The 26,967-nt window shown below is 71.1% G+C and carries 19 protein-coding genes; 11 read left to right on the top strand and 8 right to left on the bottom strand.

Annotated elements, in window-relative coordinates; genetic code table 11:
- Nucleotides 1-3: 3 nt before the first annotated feature.
- From POL72_RS23660 to POL72_RS23645, 4 genes are all read left to right on the top strand, one after another.
- The gene (locus POL72_RS23660) at nt 4-1,152 is read left to right on the top strand and encodes an NAD(P)/FAD-dependent oxidoreductase (RefSeq protein WP_272097783.1); all 1,149 of its coding nucleotides are present in this window, start codon (nt 4-6) and stop codon (nt 1,150-1,152) included.
- Nucleotides 1,153-1,265: 113 nt separating this feature from the next.
- Nucleotides 1,266-2,108 (top strand): SDR family NAD(P)-dependent oxidoreductase, encoded by an 843-nt coding sequence (locus POL72_RS23655; RefSeq protein WP_272097782.1) that lies wholly within the window; start codon nt 1,266-1,268, stop codon nt 2,106-2,108.
- A 220-nt stretch (nt 2,109-2,328) separates the two neighbouring features.
- Nucleotides 2,329-4,086 carry a hypothetical protein gene (locus POL72_RS23650; RefSeq protein ID WP_272097781.1) on the top strand — a complete coding sequence of 586 codons (1,758 nt, stop codon included), beginning with the start codon at nt 2,329-2,331 and terminating at the stop codon, nt 4,084-4,086.
- A gap of 256 nt (nt 4,087-4,342) precedes the next feature.
- The gene (locus tag POL72_RS23645) at nt 4,343-6,289 is read left to right on the top strand and encodes a sigma 54-interacting transcriptional regulator (protein WP_272097780.1); all 1,947 of its coding nucleotides are present in this window, start codon (nt 4,343-4,345) and stop codon (nt 6,287-6,289) included.
- A gap of 379 nt (nt 6,290-6,668) precedes the next feature.
- Here POL72_RS23645 and rsgA read toward each other — a convergent pair whose 3' ends face one another.
- Nucleotides 6,669-7,733, bottom strand: a complete 1,065-nt coding sequence (rsgA, locus tag POL72_RS23640) for a ribosome small subunit-dependent GTPase A (RefSeq protein ID WP_272097779.1) — start codon at nt 7,731-7,733, stop codon at nt 6,669-6,671.
- An 821-nt stretch (nt 7,734-8,554) separates the two neighbouring features.
- Here rsgA and uvrB point away from each other — a divergent pair.
- The 4 genes from uvrB (at nt 8,555) to POL72_RS23620 (ending at nt 15,953) form a co-directional block, all read left to right on the top strand.
- A complete protein-coding gene (uvrB, locus tag POL72_RS23635; protein WP_272097778.1) occupies nt 8,555-10,714 on the top strand; it encodes an excinuclease ABC subunit UvrB in 2,160 nt (719 codons plus the stop codon).
- Between the two features lie 391 nt (nt 10,715-11,105).
- Nucleotides 11,106-12,290 carry a phosphoserine phosphatase SerB gene (gene serB, locus POL72_RS23630; protein WP_272097777.1) on the top strand — a complete coding sequence of 395 codons (1,185 nt, stop codon included), beginning with the start codon at nt 11,106-11,108 and terminating at the stop codon, nt 12,288-12,290.
- Nucleotides 12,291-12,830: 540 nt separating this feature from the next.
- The gene (locus POL72_RS23625) at nt 12,831-13,850 is read left to right on the top strand and encodes a LacI family DNA-binding transcriptional regulator (RefSeq protein ID WP_272097776.1); all 1,020 of its coding nucleotides are present in this window, start codon (nt 12,831-12,833) and stop codon (nt 13,848-13,850) included.
- 255 nt (nt 13,851-14,105) lie between these two features.
- Entirely contained in the window at nt 14,106-15,953 is a 1,848-nt protein-coding gene (locus POL72_RS23620) for a cellulase family glycosylhydrolase (protein WP_272097775.1), read from the top strand.
- Here the strand turns inward: POL72_RS23620 and POL72_RS50985 are convergent.
- Both POL72_RS50985 and POL72_RS23610 read right to left on the bottom strand, forming a co-directional pair.
- A complete protein-coding gene (locus POL72_RS50985; protein WP_272097774.1) occupies nt 15,939-18,068 on the bottom strand; it encodes an ABC transporter permease subunit/CPBP intramembrane protease in 2,130 nt (709 codons plus the stop codon). The two genes, POL72_RS23620 and POL72_RS50985, sit on opposite strands and share 15 nt — an antisense overlap.
- Nucleotides 18,069-18,074: 6 nt before the next feature.
- The gene (locus tag POL72_RS23610; protein ID WP_272097773.1) at nt 18,075-18,860 is read right to left on the bottom strand and encodes an ABC transporter ATP-binding protein; all 786 of its coding nucleotides are present in this window, start codon (nt 18,858-18,860) and stop codon (nt 18,075-18,077) included.
- Nucleotides 18,861-19,059: 199 nt separating this feature from the next.
- On the opposite strand from POL72_RS23610, the gene POL72_RS23605 reads away from it, so the two are divergent.
- The 3 genes from POL72_RS23605 to POL72_RS23595 all read left to right on the top strand — a co-directional run bounded on the left by POL72_RS23605 (nt 19,060) and on the right by POL72_RS23595 (nt 22,158).
- Nucleotides 19,060-19,284 carry a hypothetical protein gene (locus POL72_RS23605; RefSeq protein ID WP_157907469.1) on the top strand — a complete coding sequence of 75 codons (225 nt, stop codon included), beginning with the start codon at nt 19,060-19,062 and terminating at the stop codon, nt 19,282-19,284.
- A gap of 71 nt (nt 19,285-19,355) precedes the next feature.
- The gene (gene thiD / locus POL72_RS23600) at nt 19,356-20,183 is read left to right on the top strand and encodes a bifunctional hydroxymethylpyrimidine kinase/phosphomethylpyrimidine kinase (protein ID WP_272097772.1); all 828 of its coding nucleotides are present in this window, start codon (nt 19,356-19,358) and stop codon (nt 20,181-20,183) included.
- Nucleotides 20,184-20,472: 289 nt separating this feature from the next.
- The gene (locus tag POL72_RS23595; RefSeq protein ID WP_272097771.1) at nt 20,473-22,158 is read left to right on the top strand and encodes an FHA domain-containing serine/threonine-protein kinase; all 1,686 of its coding nucleotides are present in this window, start codon (nt 20,473-20,475) and stop codon (nt 22,156-22,158) included.
- Between the two features lie 192 nt (nt 22,159-22,350).
- Here the strand turns inward: POL72_RS23595 and POL72_RS23590 are convergent, their stop codons facing one another.
- From POL72_RS23590 to POL72_RS23570, 5 genes are all read right to left on the bottom strand, one after another.
- On the bottom strand, nt 22,351-22,887 hold the full coding sequence (locus POL72_RS23590; protein ID WP_272097770.1) for a hypothetical protein: 537 nt from the start codon (nt 22,885-22,887) through the stop codon (nt 22,351-22,353).
- Between the two features lie 487 nt (nt 22,888-23,374).
- A complete protein-coding gene (locus tag POL72_RS23585; protein WP_272097769.1) occupies nt 23,375-23,947 on the bottom strand; it encodes a hypothetical protein in 573 nt (190 codons plus the stop codon).
- Between the two features lie 323 nt (nt 23,948-24,270).
- Nucleotides 24,271-25,605, bottom strand: coding sequence for a TolB-like translocation protein (locus POL72_RS23580; protein ID WP_272097768.1), 1,335 nt, complete (start codon nt 25,603-25,605; stop codon nt 24,271-24,273).
- Nucleotides 25,596-26,456 (bottom strand): TonB C-terminal domain-containing protein, encoded by an 861-nt coding sequence (locus tag POL72_RS23575; protein WP_272097767.1) that lies wholly within the window; start codon nt 26,454-26,456, stop codon nt 25,596-25,598. Before POL72_RS23575 ends, POL72_RS23580 begins: the two co-directional genes overlap by 10 nt.
- Nucleotides 26,453-26,953, bottom strand: a complete 501-nt coding sequence (locus tag POL72_RS23570) for a biopolymer transporter ExbD (RefSeq protein WP_272097766.1) — start codon at nt 26,951-26,953, stop codon at nt 26,453-26,455. The genes POL72_RS23575 and POL72_RS23570 overlap by 4 nt, the downstream gene beginning before the upstream one ends.
- Nucleotides 26,954-26,967: the final 14 nt, after the last annotated feature.

Here is a 26,967-nt window from a genome sequence, read left to right as displayed (position 1 = left end):
GCGATGCGGGGGCAGGCCGAGATCGTCATCATCGGCGCGGGGATCATGGGCCTCGCGATCGCGTACAACCTCGCGCGGCACCACGGCATCACCGACGTCGTCGTCGTCGACCGGAGCTACCTCTGCGGCGGCGCCAGCGGGCGCAACGGCGGCGGCGTCCGGGCGCAGTTCTCGAGCGAGGGGAACATCCGGCTCATGCAGGAGAGCATCCGCATCTGCCGCGATTTCGCCCGCGAGATGAAGATCAACATCTGGTTCCGGCAGGGCGGCTACCTCTTCCTCGTGCGCAGCGAGGCGGGCCGCCGGACGCTCGAGAAGAGCGTCGCCGTGCAGAACGCGTGCGGCCTCGGGACGCGGATGCTCACCGCCAACGAGGCGCGCGCGATCGTGCCGCAGCTCTCGACCGACGGCGTCGTCGCGGCGAGCTACAACCCCGACGACGGCGTCGTGTTCCCCTGGCCGTTCGTCTGGGGCTACGCCGAGCGCGCGCAGAAGCTCGGCGTCGACATCGCCACCTTCACGAACGTCCTCGGCTTCCGCACGCAGGGCGCGCGGATCGACGCCGTGGTCACCGATCGCGGCGAGATCCGGACGCACCGGGTCGTCAACGCGGCCGGCGCCTGGAGCCCCGAGGTCGCGCGCATGCTCGGCGTGGAGCTGCCCAACCACCCGCACCGCCACGAGATCTGCTCGACCGAGCCGCTCAAGCCCTGGCTCGGCCCGCTCGTCGCGGACCTCTCGAACGGCCTCTATTTCTCCCAGTCGATGCGCGGCGAGATCGTGGGCGGCATCTCCAACGAGGACGTCCCCGACGGCCTCGACATGGGGTCGAGCCACAAGTTCCTCGCCCTGTACGCGCGGGCGCTGGTCGCCGCGTGCCCGATCCTCGGCAGCGTCAAGGTGCTGCGGCAGTGGGCCGGCTGTTACGACCTCACCCCGGATCAGAACCCGATCGTGGGCGGGGTCGACGAGGTCGAGCACTTCTACCAGGCCTCCGGGTTCATGGGGCACGGCTTCATGATCGCGCCCGTCATGGGCAAGCTCCTCGCGCAGCACATCGCCGAGGGCGCCTCCCTCCCCCTGTTCGATCGCTGGAACCTGCGGCGCTTCAGGGAGGGCCGGCTCCTCAGCGAGGCGATGATCATCGGCTGAGCGCCTGCCGCGGCGGCGCGGTGGCGCGGTGGCGACGACTCGACGTGCCGCGCGCCGCGCATGCCGCGCTCCCCCGCCGCACCGCGCTTCGCCTATACTCGCGCCCCTTCGTCATGGGTCACCTTGTTCTCGTTACCGGCTCCTCGAGCGGCATCGGCCTCGCGACGGCGATCGCGTGCGCGGCCGCGGGCCACCGGGTCATCGCCACGATGCGCCGCCCCGAGAAGGCCGGCGCGCTCCTCGCCGCCGCCGGCGCGCGGGGCGTCACGCTCGAGATCGAGCAGCTCGACGTCGCCGCGGCGAGCGCGCCCGACAGGATCCGGGAGATCCTTCAGAAGCACGGCCCCGCCTACGCCCTCGTCAACAACGCCGGCATCGCGGTCGGCGGCGCCTTCGAGGAGCAGGCGGACGGCGACGTCCGGGCGCAGTTCGAGACCAACGTCTTCGGGCTGATGGCCGTGACGCGCGCGGTGCTCCCGGCGATGCGCGGCGCGGGGCGCGGCCGCATCGTCAACGTCTCGAGCATCTCCGGGCTCGTCGGCCTCCCCGGCGTGAGCGCCTACGCGGCAACGAAGCACGCCGTCGAGGGCTTCAGCGAGGCGCTGCGCTGGGAGGTCGCCCCGTTCGGCGTCCACGTCTGCCTCGTCGAGCCCGGCACCTTCAAGACCGAAATTTTCTACGAAAACCAGCGGCGCGGCGCCCACGTCTCCCTCGACGGCCCTTACGGCGCGATGACCAGGGCGATCGAGCAGATCGTCCTGAAGGACGCCGCCAAGGCGCCGCCGCCCGCCCCGGTCGCGGCGGCGATCCTCCGCCTCATCGACGACCCATCGCCGCCTTTCCGGACCCTCGTTGGCCGGGACGCACGGGCGCTCGTCGCGCTGCGCCGTGTCATCCCCGACCGGCTCTTCGCCACGGGGATCCGTCGGCTCGTCTCGGCGCCGCGCTCGCGTTGACACGTTCTCTGGCGGCGAATAGCGTCGGCTTCGCCGTTTCCATGGCGGAGCGGCGCCACGTCGTGGCCGAAGGGGGGCCGCGCCCCCTGCCGCGCGCTGTTTTTGTCCACTTTCGTCCCCTCAGGCTAACGAAGGCTAGCCGCTGACCGCCTCCCCCGAAGCGCACCGTGCGACGGCGAGGTCAGGCCGGCAGCATCACCGAGGTCCCGGAGGAAACACCATGTCCCGCTCAGCACGCAGCATCCTGCCGCTCCTTCGCTCGCTCCTCCTGGGGGCCGCCACCGCGTCGTCGATGGCGCTCTCCGCAGGGGTCATCGTCGGATGCGGCGACGAGAACGACCCCGAGACGCACGTCAAGCGGCTCGACGACCCGGCCACGCTCACCGCCTCCGTCAACCGGCTCGTCCAGTTCTTCGAAGACGCGATGACGCGTGACAACAAGGACCGGACCGGGCCGACCGTGAAGCCGCTCCTCGACAAGATCATCGAGCCGATGACGCAGAAGTGCGTGGCCGGCGATCTCGACGAGCGCACGAACTCGAAGCTCATCAAGTTCATCTCCGACACGAGGGACCCGCGCGGCGAGGCCTGCCTCATCAAGGCGCTCAAGGACTACAAGCCCGAGTCCACCGAGGAGGACGTCCGCTGGGCCGTGCGCGGCCTCGGGGCGATGAAGTCGGAGAAGGCCGCCGAGCCGCTCATGGCCGTCTTCTCGAAGCTCCAGCACGGCAAGCCCAAGGGCTCGACGATCTCGCGCGACGTGCACGACGCGATGGTCGACATCAACAGCAAGTCCTGGGAAGACGGGCTCATCACGATGATCGGGCGCCCGATCAACGACCCGAAGGACGTCGCCACGATGCGGAACGAGCTGTTCTGGCAGATCACCGCCGCGGAGCTGCTCGGGTGGCAGCGCAGCGAGAAGGCGGTCGTGCCGCTGCTCAAGGTGGTGCTGTCGCCGCTCAAGGCGGACGCGGCCACGACCGCCATCCTCGCGCTCACGAAGATCGGCAAGCCCGCGATCCAGCCGACGATCGCGCTACTCCAGGGCGACCAGAAGGAGCTCGTCGAGTACTCGAAGGTCGAGAACCTGAAGGGCGCCGGCGGCGACAAGGCGAGCGCGGAGCAGAAGAAGGCCGCGGAGACCGCCCACGTGGCGGCGGCCGCGCTCGTCCTGGCGACGATCGGCCGGCAGGAGTCGTCGCAGCCGCTGCTCGCCGCGCTCGAGAAGGCCGAGGACGTGCCGCGCGCCATCATCGCGCGCGAGCTGACCAAGGTGCCCAAGACGCCGGAGACCCTCGCGGCCTTCCAGGCGGCCTACGACAAGACGCCCGCGGGGCTCGAGATGCCGCCGGCCGGCATCAACGCGCGGGTGATGCTCGCCGAGGCGGCGAGCAACTTCTTCGACGCGAGCCTCGTGCCGTGGCTCGTGAAGACCGGCCTCGAGGCGCGCGGCGAGGAGGACGACGTCGCGCAGATCCGCGACGTCTCGCTGCAGACGGCGCTCAAGCTGATGAAGCCCGACCAGATCGCCGACGTCGACCGGCTCGCGGGCACCAAGACGAGCGGCGGCGGCACGGTCGGCAAGTCGATGGAGAAGGAGATCAAGATCGCGAAGGATCTGCTCTCGGCCTGCGGCACCAAGCTCGACTGTTACGTCGGCAAGCTCGGCGATCCGGCGTCGCAGGCGAAGGAGACGCAGTTCCAGGGGATCAAGTCCGCCTACATGGCGGGCGTGCTCGGCACCCCCGAGGTCCGGCAGCAGATCATCGACGCGATGCCGAAGATCACGAACGCGGCCGTGCGTTTCGTCTCGGTCTCGGTCATCGACGCCCTCTCGCCGAAGGGCGACGCCGAGGTCGCGACCAAGCTGCAGAAGATCGTCGACGAGGGCGAGACGTCGAAGGACGCCGAGAAGATCGCCGGCAACGCGCCCTTCAAGACGGTCATCTACCGCCTCGCCGCCCGCGCGCAGTGACCCGAGCGCCGCGCGCCCCGTCCCGCGGTCGGCCGCGGGTCGGGCGTGCGGGGCGCGTGGAGTGAGCGGAGCGCGCAAGCGGGCACATCACCCAGATCCAGATTTTCCTTGATTGGCGCCGCCCGGGCGCGATGCTTGCGGCGCTCGCAGGACGCTCTACTGACGCGCCTGGGTCCTGATTTTTCCTGGCATCTCCGCCGTCTTGACGGTTTACTCCGGCCCTTGTCACGGGGTCTTCCCGGCTGAAGAACGAACCATGATCGTGCTCGAGGTAACCCAGGGTCTCGCTGCCGGGCGCACCTTCGAGCTCCAGGGCGAGCTGATCACGCTCGGGCGCTCGTCGGACAACCGCGTCGTCCTCGACGATCGCCACGTCTCCGGGGCGCACGCGCGCATCGTGAGCGGCGCGGACGGGGTGATCCTCGAGGATCTGCGCTCGACGAACGGAACGAGCGTGACGCGGCGGGGCGAGCGGCTGGAGCTCGGCGCCGGGCGCAGCGCGATCGCCCTCCAGACGGGGGACGTCATCGAGCTCGGCTCCGGGGACGCGGTCACCCGGATGGTGGTGAAGATCCCGGAGGAGGCCGACGACGCGCGGGTCGTCTCGATCCGGCGCCTCGACGAGATCGAGCCTGCCGAGGCGAAGATCGAGCGCGATCCGAGCGCGCTGTCGGCGATGTACGCGGCGCAGAAGCGCATCGGCGCGGCGAACGATCTCGACGAGGTGCTCGCCGAGATCGCCGACGCGGTGCTCGCGCTGGTGCCGAGCTCGACCCACGTCACGGTGGTGCTGCGCGACGACGACCAGGAGCCGGGCGCGGCGCCGGCGGCGTTCGTGCCGGTGCTGACGCGGGTCCGGTCCGCGTCGGGCAAAGGGGGGCCGCCTGCAGGGCCGGTCCCGATCACGCGCAGCGTGTACCGGAAGGTGATCAAGGAGCGGGCGGCCGTGCTCGCCGCGGACGCGCCGATCGAGGTCGGGCAGTCCGAGTCGCTGATGGGCGCCTCGATCCGCAGCACCCTCGCCGTGCCGCTCTGGAAGGGCGAGGAGATCATCGGCGTGCTCCAGGCCGACAACCGGAGCGTGCCGGGGATGCTGAACGCCGGCGACCTGGAGACGCTCCTCGTGCTGGCGGCCAACGCGTCGCTCGCGGTGGCGAACGCCCGGCTCATCAAGCGGCTCGTGCTCGCGGAGGAGCGGCTCCAGAAGGAGAACAGCTTCCTCAAGGGGCGCGAGGAGCGTCGCCGGGGCGGCAGCGGGGGCGCGGTCGACATCATCGGCAACAGCGACGCGATGCGGAAGGTCATCGGGCAGCTCGACAAGGTGGTCGACACGCGCGTCACGGTGCTGATCGAGGGCGAGACGGGCACGGGCAAGGAGCTCATCGCCGCCGCCGTCCACTACCGCTCCCGCCGCCGCGACAAGCTGTTCGTCGCGCAGAACTGCGCGGCGCTGGCCGAGAGCCTCCTGGAGAGCGAGCTCTTCGGCCACAAGAAGGGGTCCTTCACGGGCGCCACCGAGGAGAAGAAGGGCCTGTTCGAGATCGCCGACGGGGGCACGCTCTTCCTCGACGAGATCACCGAGACCCCGCTGTCGCTGCAATCGAAGCTCCTCCGGGCGCTCCAGGAGGGCGAGATCCGCCCCGTGGGCGCGACGAGCCCGAAGCACGTCAACGTGCGCATCGTCGCCGCGACGAACCGGAACCTCGAGGACGAGGTGGCCAAGGGGCGGTTCCGCGAGGATCTCTACTACCGCCTCAAGGTCTTCCCGATCCGCCTGCCGCCGCTGCGAGAGCGGCGCGACGACATCCCGCTGCTCGCGACGCACTTCCTGGAGCGCTACGCGGACGAGATCGGCAAGCCGTGCGGCGGGTTCAGCCAGCAGGCGATGGAGCTGATGGTCGCGTACGACTGGCCGGGCAACGTGCGGGAGCTCCAGAACGAGGTGCAGCGGATCGTCATCCAGCTGGAGCCGGGGGCGTTCGGGACGCCGGAGCTGCTCTCGGCGAGGATCCGGCAGGTCGAGGGGCTCGTGGCGCGGGCGGGGACGCCGAAGGGGTCGCTCAAGGAGATGATGGACGCGGTCGAGAAGTTCTTCCTCCTGGAAGCGCTGCGCGGGCACAACAACAACAAGACCAACGCGGCGAAGTCGCTCGGGATCACGCGCGAGGGGCTCCACAAGAAGCTCCGGCAATACGGGATCTGACGGGACGGAGGGAGAGGGAGCCCTGGACGCGGGGGGAGCCCTCGGGAGGGGGTGTCGCGCGCGGGGCCGGCGGGGGGCCCTTCCCACGAACTCGCGCCTTGTGGTGGCTATGGCCGGCTGAACGGGTGGGGGAGAACCGGGGGCGACTCGCTTCGATGCGGGCCGGCGCTCGGGTTCGTGGGGCCCTTCCCCCGCCGGCCCCGCGCGCGACACCCCCTCCCGAGGGCTCTCTCCAGGGGATGGGAAAGAGCGTTTTCGAAGGTGCGCGCGGGCGGACGGGGGCGGAGATCGGGCGGGATGGAGTCGGGGATTTGCGGGCGATCTCTACGCGGCGTGGCGGGGACGCTGGGGTCTGGACGCGGGGGCGGGGGGGAGGCTCTTATCGCTTCGGATTGGCGCGCATCTGCTTCGAGATCTGCTTCCAGCGCCGCTTTTCCTCGATCCTCGCGCGCACGTCCTGCTGCCCGGCGAGGTGGCGTCGCTCGGCAGCCAGCTTGAGGTAGCCGCCGAGGCGCTCGGGATCGAGATCGCCGTCCTTGATGGCACGGAGCACGGCGCAGCCGGGCTCGCCGTCGTGCGCGCAGTCCCGGAAGCGGCAGGCCGCGGCGTGGGCCTCGACATCGTCGAAGCCGGCCGGGGCGCTGCCGCCCGCGGACCAGAGGCCGAGCTCCCGTATGCCCGGCGTGTCGATGAGGAGGCCACCGCCAGGGATCAGGAACAGCTCGCGGTGAGCCGTCGTGTGGCGGCCGCGCTCGTCCGACGCCCGGATCGCGCCCTCGCGCTGGACCTCCATGCCGAGCAGGCGATTGCTGAGCGCGGACTTCCCCACGCCGGACGAGCCAACGAGGGCGATGGTCTCCCCTGCCCCGATCTCGGCGCGGAGCGCGTCGAGGCCGGCGCCTGAGAGCGCGCTGACGAGCGCGACCCGCGCGGTGGGGGCGACGTCCCGCGCCGCGTCGATGTACCGCTCCGGATCCGGGCAGACATCGGCCTTGTTGAGCACGAGGACCGGGCGAGCGCCGCTGTCGAGGACGGCGTCGATGTACCGCTCCAGGCGGCGCAGGTTGAAGTCGGCGTTCAGCGACGTGACGATGAACACCTTGTCGATGTTGGCCGCGAGCACCTGAGCCTCCACCGTGGGCCCCGCGGCCTTGCGGCGCAGGCACGTGCTCCGCGCGAACGTGTGCACGATGTACGCGGGCCCGGCGCCGTCGCCAGGCCTGAGCCCCACCCAGTCACCGACGGTGGGGAGCGCCGCGCGATCCGCGGCCTCGTGCGCGAGGCGCCCGCTGACCACCGCGAGGCGCGGGCCCTCCGCGGTCTGAACGTGGTGCCTGGACGCGGAGGCGAGGACGACGCGCGCAGGCTGCACGGCATCCTCCAGACAAGCGAGCTGGCTCGCGAAGAAGGGAGTCCATCCGAGCCCGATCAGATCGGGCTGCATTTCGTGCTGCGAAGACGGATCAACGAGACAATCGAGGTGAGTTTGCATGACGGACGAGCGCTCCATGGCGTTCGGCCGCGCCCGAGCTCGGTGCGCGGCGATCGACGGACAGGGCGCGGCGGCGCACAAGCGCGCACGCGCCGGCCATTCCACGCGCGGGGCCGCCGCGGAGCGGAGCTCGTCGATCGATCAGGACGTCACGCCAGAAGACACGCCCGGCCAGGGCAGATCCCTGCGAGGGGCACGCGCTCAGGGCACACACGCGCCCCTCAGGGCACGCGGGCGACGTCGCGGAGACGTGGAGACGAGCTCAGCCGACCGCGGCGGAAACGACGGCGGCGGCGCAATGGGTGTGCGATGTGTTGGCACTCATGACCTAACCTCCGTGTCGGCTCACGTCACCACGACGCGACAGCAGCCAGAATCCTATGGTCCCGCGCCCACGTCAAGCGCTCTCGGGTCGGCCCGTCTGCAACGACAGCGAGCACAGCGCACGGAGCGCAGGCGACGAGCGCACGGAGCCCGCGTTGGAGAAGCGACGAGCGCGCGGCGAGGTGCGAGGCATGCGGCGAAGCGGGGACGTGCGTGGGCCGGACGGAGGCGCGCGGGACATGGGACGCGCTCGTTCCAGGTGCGCTCGTTCCAGGTAACAGCGGGTCGACAATTTCCGCTCGGGCGATGGTTGCCAATGGTTGCCGATAGTTGGAAGACCGACGAAGCCGGACGAGACCGCGCCTTCCCGGCGAGGCCACCCCGCCCTCCGGCCCTGACGGCCGCGGAGGTTGCGAGGAGCGCCTCGCCGCACTAGGGTCCTCCGCTCCATGCCCACACACTTCGAGCTCGTCTCCGAATTCAAGCCGTGCGGTGACCAGCCTCGCGCGCTCCAGGAGATCTGCTCCGCTTTCGAGCAGGGCGAGGCCTTCCAGGTCCTCCTCGGCGTCACGGGCAGCGGCAAGACGTTCACCGCCGCCAAGGTGATCGAGAAGCTGCAAAAGCCGACCCTCATCATGGCGCCGAACAAGACGCTGGCGGCCCAGCTCTACGGCGAGATGCGGGAGCTCTTCCCCAACAACGCGGTCCACTACTTCGTCAGCTACTACGACTACTACCAGCCCGAAGCCTACGTCCCGACGAGCGACACGTACATCGAGAAGGACGCGATCATCAACGACGCGATCGACCGCATGCGCCACGCGGCGACGCACGCGCTGCTCTCGCGGCCGGACGTGATCATCGTCGCCTCGGTGAGCTGCATCTACGGCATCGGCTCGGCCGAGAGCTACCACGGGCTCCTCATCAAGCTCGAGCGCGGCACCGAGATCCGCCGCGACGAGCTCCTGCGGCGGCTCGTCGACATCCAGTACACGCGGAACGACGTCGATTTCCACCGCGGGACGTTCCGCGTCCGCGGCGACGTCGTCGAGATCTTCCCGGCCTACGAGGAGGCGCTCGCGATCCGCGTCGAGTTCTTCGGCGACGAGATCGAGGCCATCAAGGAGGTCGACCCGGTCCGCGGCAAGGTGGTGGGCCAGCTCGATCGCTACGCGGTCTTCCCCGGCTCCCACTACGTCACCGAGCAGCAGCAGCTCAGGCTCGCGATCCAGGCGATCCGCGAGGAGCTGCGCGAGCGCATCGACTTCTACGACAGGGCCGTGCGCTTCCTGGAGAAGCAGCGTATCGAGCAGCGCACGATGTACGATCTCGAGATGCTGGAGCAGATGGGGTTCTGCAACGGCATCGAGAACTACTCGCGCCACCTCTCGGGCCGGAAGTCCGGCGAGCCCCCGCCGACGCTGATCGACTATTTCCCGAAGGACTTTCTCCTCATCATCGACGAGTCGCACCAGACCGTCCCGCAGGTCGGGGCGATGTACCGGGGCGACCGGGCGCGGAAGGAGACGCTCGTCGAGTACGGGTTCCGGCTCCCCAGCGCGCTCGACAACCGGCCGCTCAAGTTCGAGGAGTTCGAGCAGCACTACGCGCAGGTCCTCTTCGTGAGCGCGACGCCCGGCGACTACGAGCTGCAGAAGTCGGCCGGCTCGGTCGTGGAGCAGATCATCCGGCCGACCGGGCTCATCGATCCGCAGATCCACATCCGCCCGGTGTCCGGGCAGGTCGACGACCTGCTCGCGCGCATCCGGGAGCGGGTCGGCCGCGGCGATCGCGTGCTCGTGACGACGCTGACCAAGCGGATGGCCGAGGATCTGACCGAGTACTACACGGAGCTCGGCATCCGGGTCCGCTACCTCCACTCGGACGTCGACACGCTCCAGCGCGTGGAGATCCTGCGCGATCTCCGGCGCGGCGAGTTCGACGTGCTGGTCGGCATCAACCTGCTGCGCGAGGGGCTCGACCTCCCCGAGGTGTCGCTGGTCGCCATCCTCGACGCCGACAAGGAGGGCTTCCTCCGGAGCCCGCGCTCGCTCATCCAGACGATCGGCCGCGCCGCCCGCAACGTGAACGGCGAGGTCGTGATGTACGCCGATCGCATCACCGAGGCGATGAAGCGCGCGATGGACGAGACGAACCGGCGGCGCGCGATCCAGGAGGCGTACAACAAGGAGCACGGCATCACGCCGGCCACGGTGAAGAAGGCGATCCTCGACCTGTCGCCCACCTCGGGCACGCGCGACTACTACGCCGTGCCGAAGGGGACCGCGAAGCCGGCGGCCGAGGCGGGGCGCGCCGCGGTGGACCTCGTCGACCAGATCGACGCGCTCCGGCAGGAGATGTTCGCGGCGGCGGAGAACCTCGAGTTCGAGAAGGCGGCGCGGCTGCGCGATCAGCTCCGGCAGCTCAAGGCACAGCAGGGGGACGGGGACGCTGGCGCGGCGCGCGAGGCGGCCGAGGAGAAGCCGGCGCGGTCCGGGCGGCCGGCGAGCCGGCGCGGTCCGGGCGGCAAGGGGGGCGGACGGGCGGCGACGGGCGGCAAGGGGGGTGGACGGGCGGCGGCGGGGCGAGGGGGCGGGCGCTACCGATAGCGACGGAGCCCGCGGGGGAGGAGGCTGCGCGCGCGGGGGGCGGTGGGCCCTCCCACGAACTCGGGCCTTTTGGGGGGCTGTTGCCTGCTGGACGGGGTGGGTGAGTCCGCACGGCAATGGCTGCGCTGCGGGCCGGCCCTCGGGTTCGTGGGGCCCGCCCACCGCCCCCCGCGCGCGCAGCCTCCTCCCCCGCGGGCTCTTTGTGGGGGGATGGGGGGATGGGGGGGGTGGCTGCAGGCGCTACGAAGCGGGGGAGCGGACGGGGGCGGAACGCGAAGGGGGAAGCGGTGGTTCGGTAAAGGAGCTTCTTTTCGGGAAAGCATCGTTTTGCTTCGGGCGGCGCTGTATCGGCGTCGACCCTGGGGCGCGGCGCTGTTAAGGGGGCGCCGGCATGGCAGTCTCGCCCGATCCGATACTCGTCACCGTCACCGGTAGGGACCACCCGGGCATCACCGCTCGACTCACCGGCATCCTCAGCGACATCGGCGCCACGCTGCTCGACATCGAGCAGGTGGTGGTGCACGGAAACCTGAACCTCGCGCTCCTCGCGCTCTTCCCCGAGACACGCAGCGGACTCAAGGAGCTGCTGTTCGCCGCGAAGGAGCTCGGCGTGACGCTGGACTTCAAGCCGCTCGACGGCGGCGCGCCGCGGCGCGCGCCCGGGAGCCGGTACGTGGTGACAGCCATCGGCCGCGAGCTCGGCGCGAAGCCGCTGCACGACGTGGCGGCCACACTCGCAGCCCACGGCGCGAACATCGAGAAGATCGCGCGGCTGTCGGTCGAACGCCTCTCCTCCGTGGAGATCCAGGTGCTGCTCCAGCGCGAGGAGGAAGCCGACGCCCTCAAGCAGGCCCTCCTCGCGCTCGCGACGCAGAACAGCTTCGATCTCGCGCTGCAACGCGAAGGCCTCTTCCGCCGGAGCAAGCGGCTCGTCGTGATGGACATGGACTCGACGCTCATCCGGATCGAGGTGATCGACGAGCTGGCGCGCGCGAAGGGCGTCGCGGAGCAGGTGGCGAAGATCACCGAGCGCGCGATGCAGGGGGAGATGGATTATGACGAGTCGCTCCGCCAGCGGCTCTCGCTGCTCCGCGGCCTCGACGTCGGCGTGCTGCGGAAGCTCGCCGCAGAGCTCCCCATCACCGAGGGCGCGGAGACGCTCATCCGGGTGCTGAAGCGGCTCGGCTACCGGACCGCGGTGATCTCCGGCGGCTTCTCGATCGCAGCGGAGGCGCTGAAGGCACGGCTCGGGATCGATTACGCCTACTCGAACGCGCTGGAGGTCGTGAACGGACAGCTGACCGGCCGGGTCACAGGGCCGATCGTCAACGCGCAACGCAAGGCCGAGCTGCTCGAGACCATCGCCCAGGCAGAAGGCGTGTTGCTCGATCAAACCATCGCCGTGGGCGACGGCGCCAACGACCTTTTGATGCTGCAGAGGGCCGGCCTCGGCGTCGCGTTCCGCGCAAAGCCCAAGCTGCGAGAGGTCGCCGACACGTCCCTCTCCGCGAGCGGCCTCGACGCCATCCTCTTCCTGCTCGGCATCACCGAACGCGAGCTCCTCGAGGTGGCGTGAGCGACACGACACGACCCGTCCGGCCAGCAGCGGAGTCCCGCGGGACGCTGCGCCGTCGCGCGGGCATGCCGCACGCCCGCGCGACGGCGCGACGCCACGCTTGACAGGCGCACGCGCCCACAGGCCTGAACCGATTCAGTTCACGGCTGGCCCGTCGACACCGGGCGAGGGCTGCGGGACCCCCCCGGACGCCGCGGAGCACGAGGCGATGGCCGCGGAGCTCGCGCCGGCGATCACCGGACGCCGCGGAGCACGAGGCGATGGCCGCGGAGCTCGCGCCGGCGATCGAGTCGGCCCCGGGCTGGTGATCCCGGCGCGCTGGCCGGCCCCTCGCGGCCGTCCGGCGCGGCGCCCCGCCCCCCCGTCCCTGGCCAGGCGACGGTGTGGGAGAGGCTGCGCCAGGCTCTTCGCTCGCTCGCGGCGTTCGACCCTGCGCGGCGTTCGGCTCGCCCGCGGGCCGTCGTGCTATCCAACCGGGGCCATGCGGAGAAGCCGGTTCACACAACAGGCGCGATCCGTCGCCTGGAGCGGAGGTGATGCGTGAAGCGTCCGACGATCACGGACATCGCGTGGCGTGCGGGGGTGTCCAAAGGAGCGGTGTCGTATGCGCTGAACGGCAGGCCCGGCGTGTCGGAGCCGACGCGCGAGCGGATCCTGGCCATCGCGGCGGAGCTCGGCTGGCAGCCGAGCAACGCGGCGCGGGCGCTCTCCGACGGCCGCGCAGGCGCCGTCGGCCTGGTCATCGATCGGCCCGCGCACATGCTCGGCATCGAGCCGTTCTTCATGCAGCTCATCTCCGGCATCGAGGCGGAGCTGTCCGAGAAGGCCGAGGCGCTGCTGCTCAAGGTCACGGAAGATCGCGTGGCCGAGGTGGAGACCTACCGCCGCTGGTGGGCCGAGCGGCGGGTCGACGGGGTGATCCTCGTCGACCTCTGCGACGACGATCCGCGCGTGAAGCTGATCGAGGAGCTGAAGCTCCCGGCGGTGGTGATCGGCGGGCCGGCGGGCAAGGGGCAGCTGCCCGCGGTGTGGAGCGACGACGCGAGCGCGATGCGGGCCGTCGTCGACTACCTGGCCGCGCTGGGTCACCGGTCGATCGCGCGGGTCGCCGGCCCCGCGGAGTTCGTGCACACAGCGGTCCGGACCAAGGCGTTCACCGCGGCCGCACGCCAGCGGCGCCTGGATCGGGTGCAGACGGTCCACGCCGACTACACGGGCGAGGCGGGCGGCCAGGCCACAAGGCGGCTGCTGGCCGAGGCCTCGCCGCCGACGGCCATCGTCTTCGACAACGACGTGATGGCCGTGGCCGCGCTCGCGGTCGCCCACGAGATGCGCGTCCACGTGCCGGAGCGCCTCTCGATCGTGGCCTGGGACGACTCGGCGCTGTGCCAGCTCGTGCACCCCGCCCTGACCGCGGTGCGCCGCAACATCGCCGAGCACGGCTCCCGCGCCGCCGCGCTGCTCCTCCGCCTCGTCGCCGGAGAGCCGGTCACCGACGACGAGTGCAGCGCGCCGACGCTCGCGACGCGGGGCAGCACCGCCCCGCCCCCCCGCGCATGAGACGGCCTCGCCCGAGCGAGGGCGCGGCCCTCCCGCACGGGCGTGTAGACTGAACCGATTAAGTAACGTAACCTGAACCGATTATGCATCCCGCCGGCCGCGCCGCGAGCAGGGTGACGGACGGTGTTCGAGAGCGCCGCCCTGCATGACCAGGACGTGAGGACTATGCACCGCAATTTCGCCAAAGTCGCAGTTCGTCAACAGGCGATCGCCTGGCTGGGGGCCAATTTCTGGTCGAGGCGCGGCGGCCCGCTCATGTGGCAGAGCTATGATCCGTTCGTGGTCCGCGAGGAGCTCCGGGTGCTCGCCGATCACGGCCTGACCATGACCCGGTCGTTCTTCTACTGGCCTCACTTCATGCCGGAGCCGGACCGGATCGACGAGGACTGCGTCGCGCGTTATGCCGATTTCCTCGAGGCGCACGTCGAGGCGGGCCTCACGACGATCCCGACCCTCCTCGTCGGCCACATGTCCGGGGAGAACTGGGACCCGGCCTGGCGGCGCGGGCGGGACCTCTATGGCGACGTGTGGATGGTGGCCCGGCAGGCCTGGTTCGCCGAGCAGATGGCGCGGCGCTTCGCGGGGCACCCGGCGGTGACGGGCTGGCTCGTCTCCAACGAAATGCCGATCTACGGCGAGCGCGAGCGCTCGATCCGCGAGAACGTCACGAGCTGGGCGAGCCTGGTCGTGCAGGCGCTGCGGGCCGGCGGGGCGAGCCAGCCAATCTCGATCGGCGATGGCGCGTGGGGCATCGAGGTCACGGGAAACGACAATGGGTTCTCCGTCCGCGATCTCGGCGCGCTCGTCGATTTCCTCGGCCCGCACGTGTACCGGATGGAGAACGACCTGGTGCGCCAGCACTACGGCGCGGCGTTCGTCTGCGAGCTCACGGGCTTCCTCGGAAAGCCCGTCGTGCTGGAGGAGTTCGGCGTGTCATCGGCTTTTGCTTCCGACGAGAACGCCGCGCACTACTACCGGCAGGTCCTCCACAACACGCTGCTTGCCGGCGCCACGGGCTGGATCGGCTGGAACAACACCGATTTCGATCTCATCCACCAGGATCCCTACAGGCACCACCCCTTCGAGCTCCACTTCGGGCTGACGACCGTCGACGGCCGCCCCAAGCCGCAGCTCGAGGAGATGGCCCGCTTCGCGAAGGTGCTCTCCGACATCGACGTCCTCGGCTGTGAGCGCGAGCCGGCCGACGCGGCGATCATCGTCCCATCGTACCTGGAAGGCGCGTTCCCGTTCACGGAGGCCGAGGACCGCAGCTATCTGTTCACGATGCTGCGGCAGGCCTACATCGCGGCGAAGGAGGCGGACCTGCCGGTCGGGCTGACCCGGGAGCGAGACGGGATCGCCGAGGACTGCCGGCTTTACCTGCTGCCGTCGGCCAAGCAGCTGACCGCGCCCACATGGCATCTCCTGGAGCGGCTGGCGTCCGCCGGAGCGGTCGTCTACGCGTCGTACTGCCACGGCACGCACGGGTCGCAGCGCGGGCCGTGGTACGCGCACCTCAACGCGATGTTCGGCGTCGAGCACCAGCTGCGCTACGGGATGGTCGATCCGATCGAGGACGATCGCGCGAAGCTCACCTTCGAATGCCCGTTCGGCACGATCGCGGCGGGCACGACGCTCACGTTCCCGGTCTCCGGCACCGAGAACAGCCGCGCTTACCTGCCCGTGCGCGCCAGGGGCGCGGAGGTCGTCGCGGTCGACCAGCGCGGCCGGCCTGCGCTGCTGCGGCGCAAGATCGGGAGCGGCAGCGTCGTGCTCTGCACCTATCCGATCGAGCACTTCGCCGCGGCGACCCCGCGGATCAACCCGGAGCCGACCTACCGGCTCTACGACGCGCTCGCCGAGCTCGCCGGCGTGAAGCGGCCGGTGACGGTGGACGACCCGCGCGTCGCGGCCGACACGCTGCGCCACCGCGATGGCCGCCGCTTCGTGTTCCTGGTCAGCCAGGCGGATCAGCCGCTCTCGGTGAAGCCCGCCGCGGCCTCGGGGCACCTGACCGAGCTGGGCGGCAAATCCCCGGTCCACGCCGTGGAGCTCTCGCCGTTCGACGTGCGGATCCTCGAGCTGCGATCAGGGCCGCGGTGAATCGTCCGGTTCCGGCGCGCCCGGCGCCGAGAACCGGAGCAGGAGCAGCCCGGCCAGCGAGACGACCATCCCTGCAACCGTGATGCTCCACGGCAGGAGCTCTCCTTCGATGACGCCTTGCCCCCACGACGGCTTGAAATAGAGGAGCGACACCGCGAGCCCGTTGTTCAGGGCGTGAAGCAGCGCTCCGGGCAGCACGGAGCCGGTGCGGTGGCGCGCGTAGCCGAGCACCAGCCCGAGCGAGAACGTCGGCAGGAGCCGGTACACCGACCCGTGCGCGAGCCCGAAGAGGAGCGCCGAAACGACGATCGCCACCGCGGGCCCGGCGCGGCGCAGGCCCGCGTAGACGAGGCCGCGGAACAGGAGCTCCTCGCAGACGGCCGGCGTGACGGCGACGAGCAGCAGGACGACCGGGTACGGCTGCCCGCCGAGCAGCACGAGCTCCCCTAGCTCACGGGCGAAGGGCTCCGGCGCGGGGAACCACCGGAGGACGGTGCCGCCGATCGCGGCCCACGCCGAGACGCCGAGGAGCAGCGCCCCGGCGACGCCGCGGACCGCGGGCGCCCTGAGGCCGAGCGACGCCCGCGGCGAGTAGCCGAAGCCGGCGACCAGCGCGAGGGTCGGAACCAGGAAGAAGCCGACCTGCGAGACAGCGAGCTGGACCGCCACGCTGGCGCGGGCGATGAGCAGGCTGCCATAGAAGAAAAGCACCTGGACGCCCGCGAACGCTGCCAGCGAGAAGCCCGTTGAGGGCACGCCGCCGGCCCGGCGCCCCAGGCCGAGCACGGCGCGCGCCGACTCGTGCCCCCCGAGGAGCACGCTCTCGCGCTCGAAGACACGCGCGGCGAAGAGGAGCGCGAGGCAGGCATAGAGCGCCGAGGAGACGAGCGCCGTGAAGAGGAGATCGGCCGGCGCCTCTCCGACGAACAGCGCCTTGATCAACACCGCGATGTTGAGGACCGGGGCGTAGGCCGTCCACGGGTTGAGCTCGACCACCGGCAGGGCCGTGATGCCGGCGAGCAGCGAGAGCGGCAGGTACGCCGGCATGAGCGCGTTCTGACCGTCCTTGAAGTCCTTCGCGAACACGGCGAGCGCGAGGAACAGCGCCGAGAACAGGAGCGTGACCGGCACGAGCAGCACGAACGTCAGCGCGAAGGTGCCGGGGCCGACCACCATCGCGTCGGGCAGCAACCGGCTCACCGTGAGCGACATGCTCACCACGTTGCCTAGCGCCGTGAGCAGCGAGATGACCCACACGGCCAGGAACTTGCCCGAGATGATCTCGATGGGCCGCACGGGCGCGCACAGCAGCGTCTGCATCGTGCCGCGCTCCTTCTCGCCCGCCGTCAGATCGATCGCGGGGAGGAAGCTGCCGAGGAGCGACATCAGGATCAGCAGCATCGGCATCATCGCGCCGAGGATCTGGCCGACCTTGCGGCTGTCCGCGGCGACGTCGCGCGGCACGACGTCGAACGCGCGCGAGAACCCCTCGGGCAGGCCGCGCTCCACCTCTCGATTCGCGATGATGGCCCTGCGGGCGCGCCGCAGCGCGCCCTCGAGGCGCGCCTCCGCCGTGGCCGAGTCGGCGCGGACCGAGTCGAAGTAGATCGCGACGGCGCCCTTCCCGCCGCGCCCGAGCTCGGCCCCCAGCGAGGGCCACGGGACGAGCACCGCGTCGACCTTGCGCTCGCTCACCGCGGCGCGCGCCGCAGCGAGCACGGGGTTCTCCGGCTCGATCCACCTCGGCGGCTCGGCCTCGGGGGGCGGCGCCTCGCCCTCGTCCGGCGCGGGCGCCGGCCCCGCCGGCGGCGCGAGCGCCCCGGAGAGGAGCCCCTCGCGCACGTCGGGGGGCGCGCCCGCCCACGGCGCGAGCTCGATCTTGCCCGCCGCCGAGAGCCTCGTCTGCAGGTCCTCGGCGAGCTCTCCCCAGACCGCGATCCTGGACGGGCGCGCCTCGCGCGCATCCGCCTCGAAGCCGACGAGCTTGCTCATCGCGAGCGCGAAGAGCGGGTAGAGAAGGAGCGGGACCACGACGAGGCGCACGAGCGTGCGCCGATCCCGGAGCGACTCGACGAGCTCCTTGCGGAGGATCGTCCAGACGATGGCGAGCCTCACGGCGCCTCAGCCTCCTTGCGCGGGCGCGCTCGGGCGCTCGGACGTATCGCGCGCAGCGCTCGGGCGGCTCCGCTCCACGTGGTGGAGGAAGGCGTCGGTCAGGTTCGTCGTGCCGGACCGCCCGAGGAGCTCGGGCAGCGTGCCGGCGTCGACGACGCGGCCCTCGTGCATGAGGGCGATGCGGTCGCAGAGGTACTCGGCCTCGCTCATGATGTGCGTCGAGAAGAGGATGGCCCTGCCCGCGGCGCGCTCCCGCCGGATCGACGCGACGATGAAGCGGCCGCTGAGGATGTCGAGCGCGGTCGTCGGCTCGTCGAGGATGAGCACCTGCGGCTCGTGGAGGAACGCGCGCGCGATGTTGGCGCGCTGCTTCTGCCCCGTGGAGAGCGTGCCGCACGGCCGCGACGCGAACGCCTCCATCTCCAGGTCGGCCACGAGCGCGTCGATCCGGCGCGAGAGCGCCGCCTCTTCCATGCCGTACAGCCGACCGAAGTAGCGGAGCACCTCGCGGGGGGTGAGCCGCTGGTAGAGCTGCGTGTCCCCGGAGAGGAAGCCGAGGCGCTGCTTCGCCTCGAGCGGCCTCGCGGCCAGGTCGACGCCGCCGACAAGGATCTGCCCCTGGTCCGGCGACAGGATGCCGGCGAGCATCCGCAAGGTCGTCGTCTTGCCCGCGCCGTTCGGCCCGAGCAGCCCGACGACCTCCCCGGCGTGCACGGCGAGATCGACCCCGTCCACGGCCGTGACGCCGCCGTACCGCTTCACCAGACGCTCGGCGCACAGGGCGGGGCGCATGGGAGCGTCTCCTAGTTCGGTCGGCGGCGCGGCGCAAAGCGCCCTTCGTACGGGCCCGCACGCAGGGCGGCCCGGCGCACCGTCGCCTGCTCGCGCCGCCCGGTCGCCCCCGTCCAGGCCGCGTGGCGGCGCCGCCTCTCGACGTCCGCCGCGGGCTCCCTAGACTACGCTGACGTCCATGCCAACGAGCCCGTCCTCGATGCCCTATCGCGACCGTACGACGCCCGAGCCGGTCCAGTGCCCCTGCGGCCACGGTCGCGATCATTACATGGTGAGCGCCGAGGCGGAGTACCGCGTCCTCGGGTACATCCAGCTCGCGTTCGGGATCTCGGCCCGGCCGACGAAGGTGAAGTACAGGTGCCGGCGCTGCGACACGGTCTTCGCGACGACGAAGGATCCCGCGGTCCTCGACAAGCATTACTGACGTGCAGCGAAGCGAGCGCGCGTGAGCGACACATGGCCGGCCGCCGCGCGCGGCCCGGAGGCTTCAGCTTCATGAAAGGACGCGTCCTCATCGTCGCCGGATCCGACTCGGGCGGCGGCGCCGGAATCCAGGCCGATCTCAAGGCAGTCACCGCGCTCGACGCGTTCGGCGCGACAGCGATCACCGCGCTCACCGCCCAGAACACCCGTGGCGTCGACGCCGTGTTCCCGGTGCCTCCCGACTTCATCGGTCGCCAGATGGAGGTGGTGCTCGACGACATCGGCGCGGACGCCATCAAGACCGGGATGCTCCACTCGGCCGAGGTCATCGACGAGGTCGCGCGCGTCTACGAGCGCCTCGGCCGCGGCGCGCCGCTCGTGGTGGACCCCGTGATGGTCGCCAAGGGCGGCGCCCGGCTGCTGAAGCCCGAAGCGGAGGGGGCCCTGCGCGCCCGGCTCCTGCCGCTCGCCGCGCTGCTCACGCCGAACATCCCCGAGGCCGAGGCGCTGACCGGCGTGGTCATCGACAGCGTGGACGCGATGCGCGGCGCCGCCGCGCAGCTGCTCGCCATGGGGCCGCGCGCCGTGCTGCTGAAGGGTGGCCACCTCCCGGGCGCGACGGTCGTCGACGTCCTCCGGGCCGCGCCGGGGCCCGGCGCCTCCGGGCTGCCGGAGGGCGAGTTGCTGTTCGAGGACGCGCGCATCGAGACGCGCGCGACGCACGGCACGGGCTGCACGCTCGCCTCGGCCATCGCCGCTGGCCTCGCCCAGGGCCTCGCCCTCGTCCCGTCGATCGGGCGCGCGCGGCGCTACCTCCGCGAGGCCATGCGCTCCGCGCCGGGGCTCGGCCAGGGCCATGGTCCGCTGAACCACGCCCACACGGCGCGGCCGTTCCCCTGAACAGCGCCGCGCGCCGCGCGCGTCTGTGGACGACCGCGACGACCGCGGCGGCTGCGACGACCGCGGCGGCCGCGCCCCGCGGGCCCCGCACGGTGGCCAGGCGGCCCTGCGCAGGAGCGGCGGGGCGGCCCCGTGCGGCGCCGAACGGGCCGCCTGCAGCCCTTGTGCAACGACTCGTTGCGCCCGGAGCGCGAATGGACGACCCTGCGCGCAGTCCGTATCGGCGTCCCGGCGCGTCTCCTTCGGCGCCGTCGCGGAGCTCTTCCTCACCCTTCGTGCGCCCGTGGCCGTGACCAAAGATCCCCTCCCTCCCATCGACGTCGGAACGGTCATCAACGACCGCTACGAGGTCCTGAAGAGCATCGGCAAAGGCGGCATGGGCGAGGTGTTCTTGGCCTTCGACCGCCTCACCCAGCAGCAGGTTGCGCTCAAGGTGGTGCCCGAGGCCTCCGCCATGCCCGGCGACGACGAGGCCCTGCGACAGGAGGTGATCCTCGCGCAGAAGGCCCGCCACCCGAACGTCTGCCGCGTGCACGACCTCGCCCCGAGCCCGTGGGGGCCCATCCTCGTGATGGAGTACATCCCCGGGCAGACGCTCCACAACCACATCCGCAAGCGCAAGACGTCGGGCGGCTTCAGCGCCGACGAGTTCCGCAAGATCTCGACCGACGTCTGCGCGGGGCTCGCCGCGATCCACCAGCAGGGGCTCGTGCACGGCGATCTGAAGCCCGGCAACGTGATGGTCGCCGACGATCGCGCGGTCATCCTCGACTTCGGCTTCGCGAAGGAGCGCGCCCGCGCCGCCGTGCGCAAGCCGGGGGCGCCTCCGGACGGCGGCACGCCTCACTACATGTCGCCGGAGCGGCTGCGCAGCGGCGGCGCGAGCCCGGAGGACGATGTCTACGCCGCGGCGCTGACGCTCTGGGAGATGTGGACCTGCCGCGTCCCCGAGCCCGGCTACAAGCCGCGGCTCAAGACGATGAAGCAGCAGATCACGTTCGACGTGCCCGCTGCGCTGACGAACGACGAGATCAGGCAGATCTTCCGCGCGCTGAACCCGGATCCGCAGATGCGCCCGCAGGCGCGGCACATGCGGTTCTTCAACCCGACGCAGACCGCGACCGCGCCGATCCAGCTGCCGCGCGAGCGCATCGATCCAGGCCCGGCGCCTGGGCGCGCCATCAAGACGCAGTTCACGCCCGGCGCGCAGTCGCTGCTCATCACGTACGCCACGAACGCGCCCGACAGCGTCGCCACCCTGTTCCCGCTGCAGAAGCCGGTGCTCTCCATCGGCCGCCGCAGCGATCAGGATCTCGTCCTCGCCGAGGCGACCGTCTCCGGCTCACACGCGCTCCTCCGCTGGCAGACGGGCTCCTGGCTGGTCGAGGATCTGAACAGCACGAACGGCACGTACGCGGACTTCCCCTTCGAGCGCAAAGCGCAGGTCTCGCTGCTCCACGGGGCCGAGGTGCAGCTCGGCGAGTGCCGCCTCATGGTGGTCACGTTCGGGCCCGACTCGCCGCACCACGACAAGGCGAAGCGCTACCTCGCCCGGCGCGACGGCCTCACGGGGCTGCTCGTGCGCGAGCACCTGATGAAGGCGATCGACGAGGACGGCTTCTTCGCCGAGTGGGCCGAGGTGCCGATGCAGATCGCGCGCTTCGAGCTCCGCGGCCAGAACGGCCTCGTGAGCTTGCGACCGACGATCCTCGAGATGCTCGCGCTCCGCAAGGCCGCGCTTCAGGTCGTCGATCTGACCCAGACGCTGCTGCTCAGCCTGACGCCGGCCGCGGCCGGGCGCACCGGCCCGCTCACGTTCGTCGTCTCCATCGTGGGTCCCAACCTGGACGAGGCCCAGCACGTGGTCGAGCAGGTCGTCGCGCAGGTGCAAGGCACGCTCCCCGAGACGCTCGAGCTGACCGCCACGCTCGTGAAGTGCGAGCCTGGCCGCCCCGCGCGCACGCTGATCGACTGAGGCAGTCCGCCGGGTCGTTGCTCGACCGTCGCTCGAGCACCGGGACCGGGCCGTGGCTCGAGCGCGCGCTCCGTCACGAAGACGCGGAGCCCATCATCAAGCGCACCGCGCCGGTGTCAGCCCGCGCAGCGCCTGCCCCTGCGAGCGCTCTTGCACGACGGGAGCCCGCTCCCAGGCCGGAGCAGCGAGCGGCTACTGAGCGGCGAGCTGCTGCCGGGCTGTGAGCGGCTGCTGGGACGGCCCGCTGCACGCCTCACCCGGAGCGGCGACGCCATCGAGCACCACCTCGCCGGTCGACTGCCGGACGTCGATCTCCCCCTGCCAGATGAGCTCTGCGCTGCCCTGAGCGTCGACGACGTCGCGCAGCAGCCGCACGTAGACCTTGCGCGGGGCGACCTCGGGAATCGCCACCGCGAAGTCGAACGCGCAGACCGAATCACACCTCGGATTCGTCGCGTCGGGCTCGTCCCTCTCGGTGATCTCGTAGATGCTGTCGATCCTGTCGACGTGCATCGCGCGCTGCCCGCAACAGTTCAGCAGGAGCCGGCTGTTCGCGATCTTCAGGGCCCCGCTCGCCCGGTCGTAGCGCCAGCGCAGGACCTCGGCCCCGCAGTAGCTCTCCTCCCCCTCGGAGGCGAGCCGCCGCTCCGGCTCCACGAACCCGCCGGCCTCGCTCACGAGCCCCACGTGCGCGGGCTCCGCCTCGAGGCACGCGCTCAGAGCGAGCATCGATCCCACCGTTGCAAGCGCTCCACAGACCCCCAGGTACTTCATGCCCCGACTTCCTTGGCTGTCCCGCGACACTGTTAAAATACGCCCAAAGAAAAAGAACCAGGGCCTCTAGATACGCGCTTCACGTGTCCGCTACCTGCGCCTAGGGATTCAGCTGCAAGCCGACGTACGTAAGGTGCGAACGCATGCCGCACCCCGGAGCAGCTGCACGCACATTCGAGTGTGATCTACGGGTTTCTGGAATACTTGTCCAGGCGAAAGTGGCAGAGTTAGCCCGATTCTCTGACCATGAACGTCATGGTCGGCTCACCTGCTCCGCCATCCCACCCATCGCCACACGCCGCCACGCGTCGCCACACGCCGCGCGCCGCGCGCCGACATCCGCGGCGGGACAATTCGCGAGCTCTCCCCTCCCCCTGCCGACCGCACCGCGGGCTCGAGGTGCGGCGGCGCGTTCAGGGGGCGTGTGCTCAGCGCCTGCGCCTCATCGTGCAGCGACCGTCTTGCTGCGCTGGCGCGGGAGGCCCTTCGCCTGGCAGCCGGCTTCCGCGGGGGTTTCGTCGAGGACGACCGCGCCGCCGGAGACGCCAAGATCGACCGAGCCGCTCCAGATCACGGCCGGGCCGCTCTGCTGATCGACCACATCGCGCAGCAACTTCACGTAGATCTCGCCCCGCGGGACGTCGCGCACGCCGACCGACAGATCGAAGGCGCACTGCTCGCTGCAGCGACCTCCCGCGCCGTCCGGCGCGTCTTGCTCGGTGACCTCGAAGAGATTGTCGATCCTCTCGACGTGGATCGCGCGCTTCCCGCAGCAGTCGAGCATCAAACGGGCATCGGCAAGGCGGAGCATCCCCGCCGGCTCATCGTACTGCCAGCGCAGCACCTCGGCGCTGCAGTAACCCCCGTCCTCCGCCGCGGCGAGCCGGTGCTCCGGGTCCCTGAACCCCCCCTGCTCGCTGATCCTCGCTTCCTGAACCGCTGCCACCGAGCTGCAGCCACCGGCGCAGAAGGCCCAGACGATCGCGATGGCGGTCCAGATACGGCTCGACACCATGCTCTTCTCCATTTCCCCTCGGCTGGCTGGCCAGGGCGGTTCGCCCCAATTTTGTTGCAATTTTCCAGCCAACTCTCTCCCTGAGCAGTCCGGAGGCTAACCGCGACCGACGCGGCGGGCCAAGGAAGCGGGGGCTGCGAGCGCGGACTCCCTTCGCATCCGCTCGCAGCAGCGGCGCGGAAGGGCGCGCAGGAACTACCCACGTCAGACGTGCCTGGACGTAAAAAGTTGTCGGGGAGAGAACACCTGGCTCAGCCACGATGCGGGCGGCCCTCGAGCGGACACTCGCCGGATGTTCGGGCCGTGCCCGCGGCTCGCCCGCGTCAGTTCTTCGCTTCGACGGCCTTGCCGGGCGGAAGAGGATCCCAGCGCAGCGAGTCCCCGAGGAGGTTCGAGATGCGCTTCGGACGCTGCCCGTCGACGCGCATGACGTAGAGCCCTGGCCCCTCGCCGGAGGTGCGCGTGGAGAAGAACGCCACGAGCCGCCCATCGGGGCTGCAGGCCGGGTACCCGTTCCTGCCCTGATTCTGGGTCAACCGCACGAGGCCGCCGCCCGTCTCCCCCGAGGCGACGAGATCGGTGTTCTTTCCCACGCCGACGGCATAGACGGCCTTCACACCGTCGGGGTGGTTGCAGAACGTGGGCGCCGAGGCGAAGAGCCCGTCCGGAGAGATCGCCTTGTCGCCGACGTAGATGCGCTGTCCGTACCTGCCCTCGCCGGAGAAGGCGAGCTTGCCGGTCGGCGTGAACACCGGGTGCAGCGCCATCCCCACCTCGGACGCCGGCTTGATGCTCTGGAGATCGGGACCGGAGAACAGCTTGATCGTCGACCCCACCCCGATGCTGAGGGCGACCTGGGCGCGATCCTTCGAGAACGCGATCCCGTAGACCGAGCCCTTCACGGGCAGCGGGAGCGGGCCGCCGGCGGGCGTGAAGACCTTGTACTCGTCGCCCTTCACGCTCGCCGCGTAGTGGAGCTGCTCGTGCTTCCCGAACGCAGGGGCGATGGCGGTCTGGTCGGGCGGCGAGACGGCCCTGGCGTCGTGGCCGTCGGCGTCGATCGTAAAGACACGTCGCAGCGAGCCCGAGCCCGAGGCGAACGTCATGTGGCTGGCGAAACCGCCGTTCTGGCCGGTGAGGGCGCCGATCAGCTGATCGGCCACCCGGTGCGACTCGAAGCGCACGTCGCGGAGGGGCACGATGAACTTCTTGTCGAACACCGGGGCCTGCCCCCGGTTCACCAGGAACGCCTGGCCGACGAGCTCGACCTTGTCGGCGGCGACCTTCTTGCCGCTCACGCTCACGACCGCCTCGACCCCCTTCGCGGACCACGCCTTCACGTCCACCGGGCTGTCGGAGAGGTACAGGCCGTCGGGCGCGGCGCTGTCGGGCAGCACCTCGAACTCGCCGCACAGGTCGAGGTCGCGCCGGACCACGCTGTGGATCGTCACGTCCTCGGGGTCGGAGACGAGCGACGGCAAGACGCCGATCTTCGGGAGCGGGCGCGTCGCGCCGGCCACGACCGTGATGTGGCCGAGCAGCTCGTCCGGGTTGGGCGGCGCCGCCGAGGAGGCCGGCGCCTGCGCAGGAGCAGGGGGAGTGGCGAGCGCGGCGGCGGCGAGCGCCAGGGCGCCGAGGGCGTATCGAGCTAGTCGCATGTGGTCTCTCTACAGACGAACGTGACGCTGACCTGCTTCTGCCCGAGGTTGGGATAGTTCTCGGGCGGCGGCGGCAGCGCCTGCCCCTTCGCCGCCTCGAGGGTCGCCTGCGCGGCGGCGTCGAAGGCGGGATTCCCGCTCGGCGTCAGCGTGTAGCTCACCATCTGCCCGTCCGACAGGACGATCACCGCGCGCGGCTTGTGCTTCGTGAGCTCCTCCGGCGGGAGCCCCGAGCCGTTCACGCGGAACCTGCTCGAGAACCAGCCCGCGATGCGGGCCAGGTACAGATCCACCGCGCGCGCCTTGAGGGGATCGGTCTCGGTCCCCTCCTTCACGCCGTCCTCGTGGCCCTCCTGGTCGACGTTGGCGGCCGGGGCGGCGTCGGCCTTCGGATCGAGCTCGGTGTCGACCTGCTTCGCGACCGCGGCGTCGGGCGGCGGCGGCGCGGTGCCCGCGTCGGCGATCTTGACCTCCTTGGGCGGGATGTCCGCCTCGGTCTTGCCCGCGCTCGGCGACACGAACGCCTTCTGCTCGACGCGCGGCTTGGGCGTCTGGCGCACCCACCGGTCGGGCAGCTTCATCTTGTCGCGCTTGCCGCCCAGCTTGAGCAGCGGCGTGTCCATGTCGAGCACGGGCACGACCTTCACCGGGACGCTCGGCCCCTTCTCGATCTCCGGCGCCGCCGCGGGCACGGCGAGATCGGCCAGGCTGACCGCGACCGCGGCCCCCGCCTGCACGGCCACCGCCACCGCGACGGCGAGCGCGATGTCCCGCGGGCGGAAGTCGCTCGCCGGCCGGCGCTGCCCAGGCGGCGTCGTCGGTCCAGGCGCGCGCGCCGCAGCCGTGCTCACGGCGCCGATCCCCCTGGCCGAGGCGCGGCTCCGCCGGGCCGCGGCGCCGTTCCCCCGGGCGGCGGCGCGCCCTCCGGCTCGATCTCCGGCTGGACGAGGAGGTTCAGCCCCTCGACCCCGGCGGCCCGGGCCGCGGCCACGACCCGCGCCACGGCCCCGTAGCGGGCGTCCTTGTCGGCGCGGATGTAGAGCTCCTTCTCCTTCTGCACGCGCCCGTTCGAGGCGAGCACGCCCTCGATGTCGGCGGTCGCGTCGTCCTCGCCGAAGAGGATCTTCTCTTCCTTCGTGACGGTCACGACGAGCTTCGTGTCCTTCGTCGGCGCCTCCTCGGCGGAGACGTTGGGCAGCTCGACCCGGAGCCCGGCCGTGAGCAGCGGGGCCGTGACCATGAACACCACGAGGAGCACGAGCATCACGTCCACGAGCGGCGTGACGTTGATGTCGCTGAAACCGCCGCCGCCCCGCCGCCTGCGCCCTCCGCCGACCGACATGCCCATGACCGGCCCCGCCC

The organism is Sorangium aterium (genome assembly GCF_028368935.1).
GTDB lineage: Bacteria > Myxococcota_A > Polyangia > Polyangiales > Polyangiaceae > Sorangium > Sorangium atrum.
This window is presented reverse-complemented; position numbering and strand designations above follow the sequence as displayed.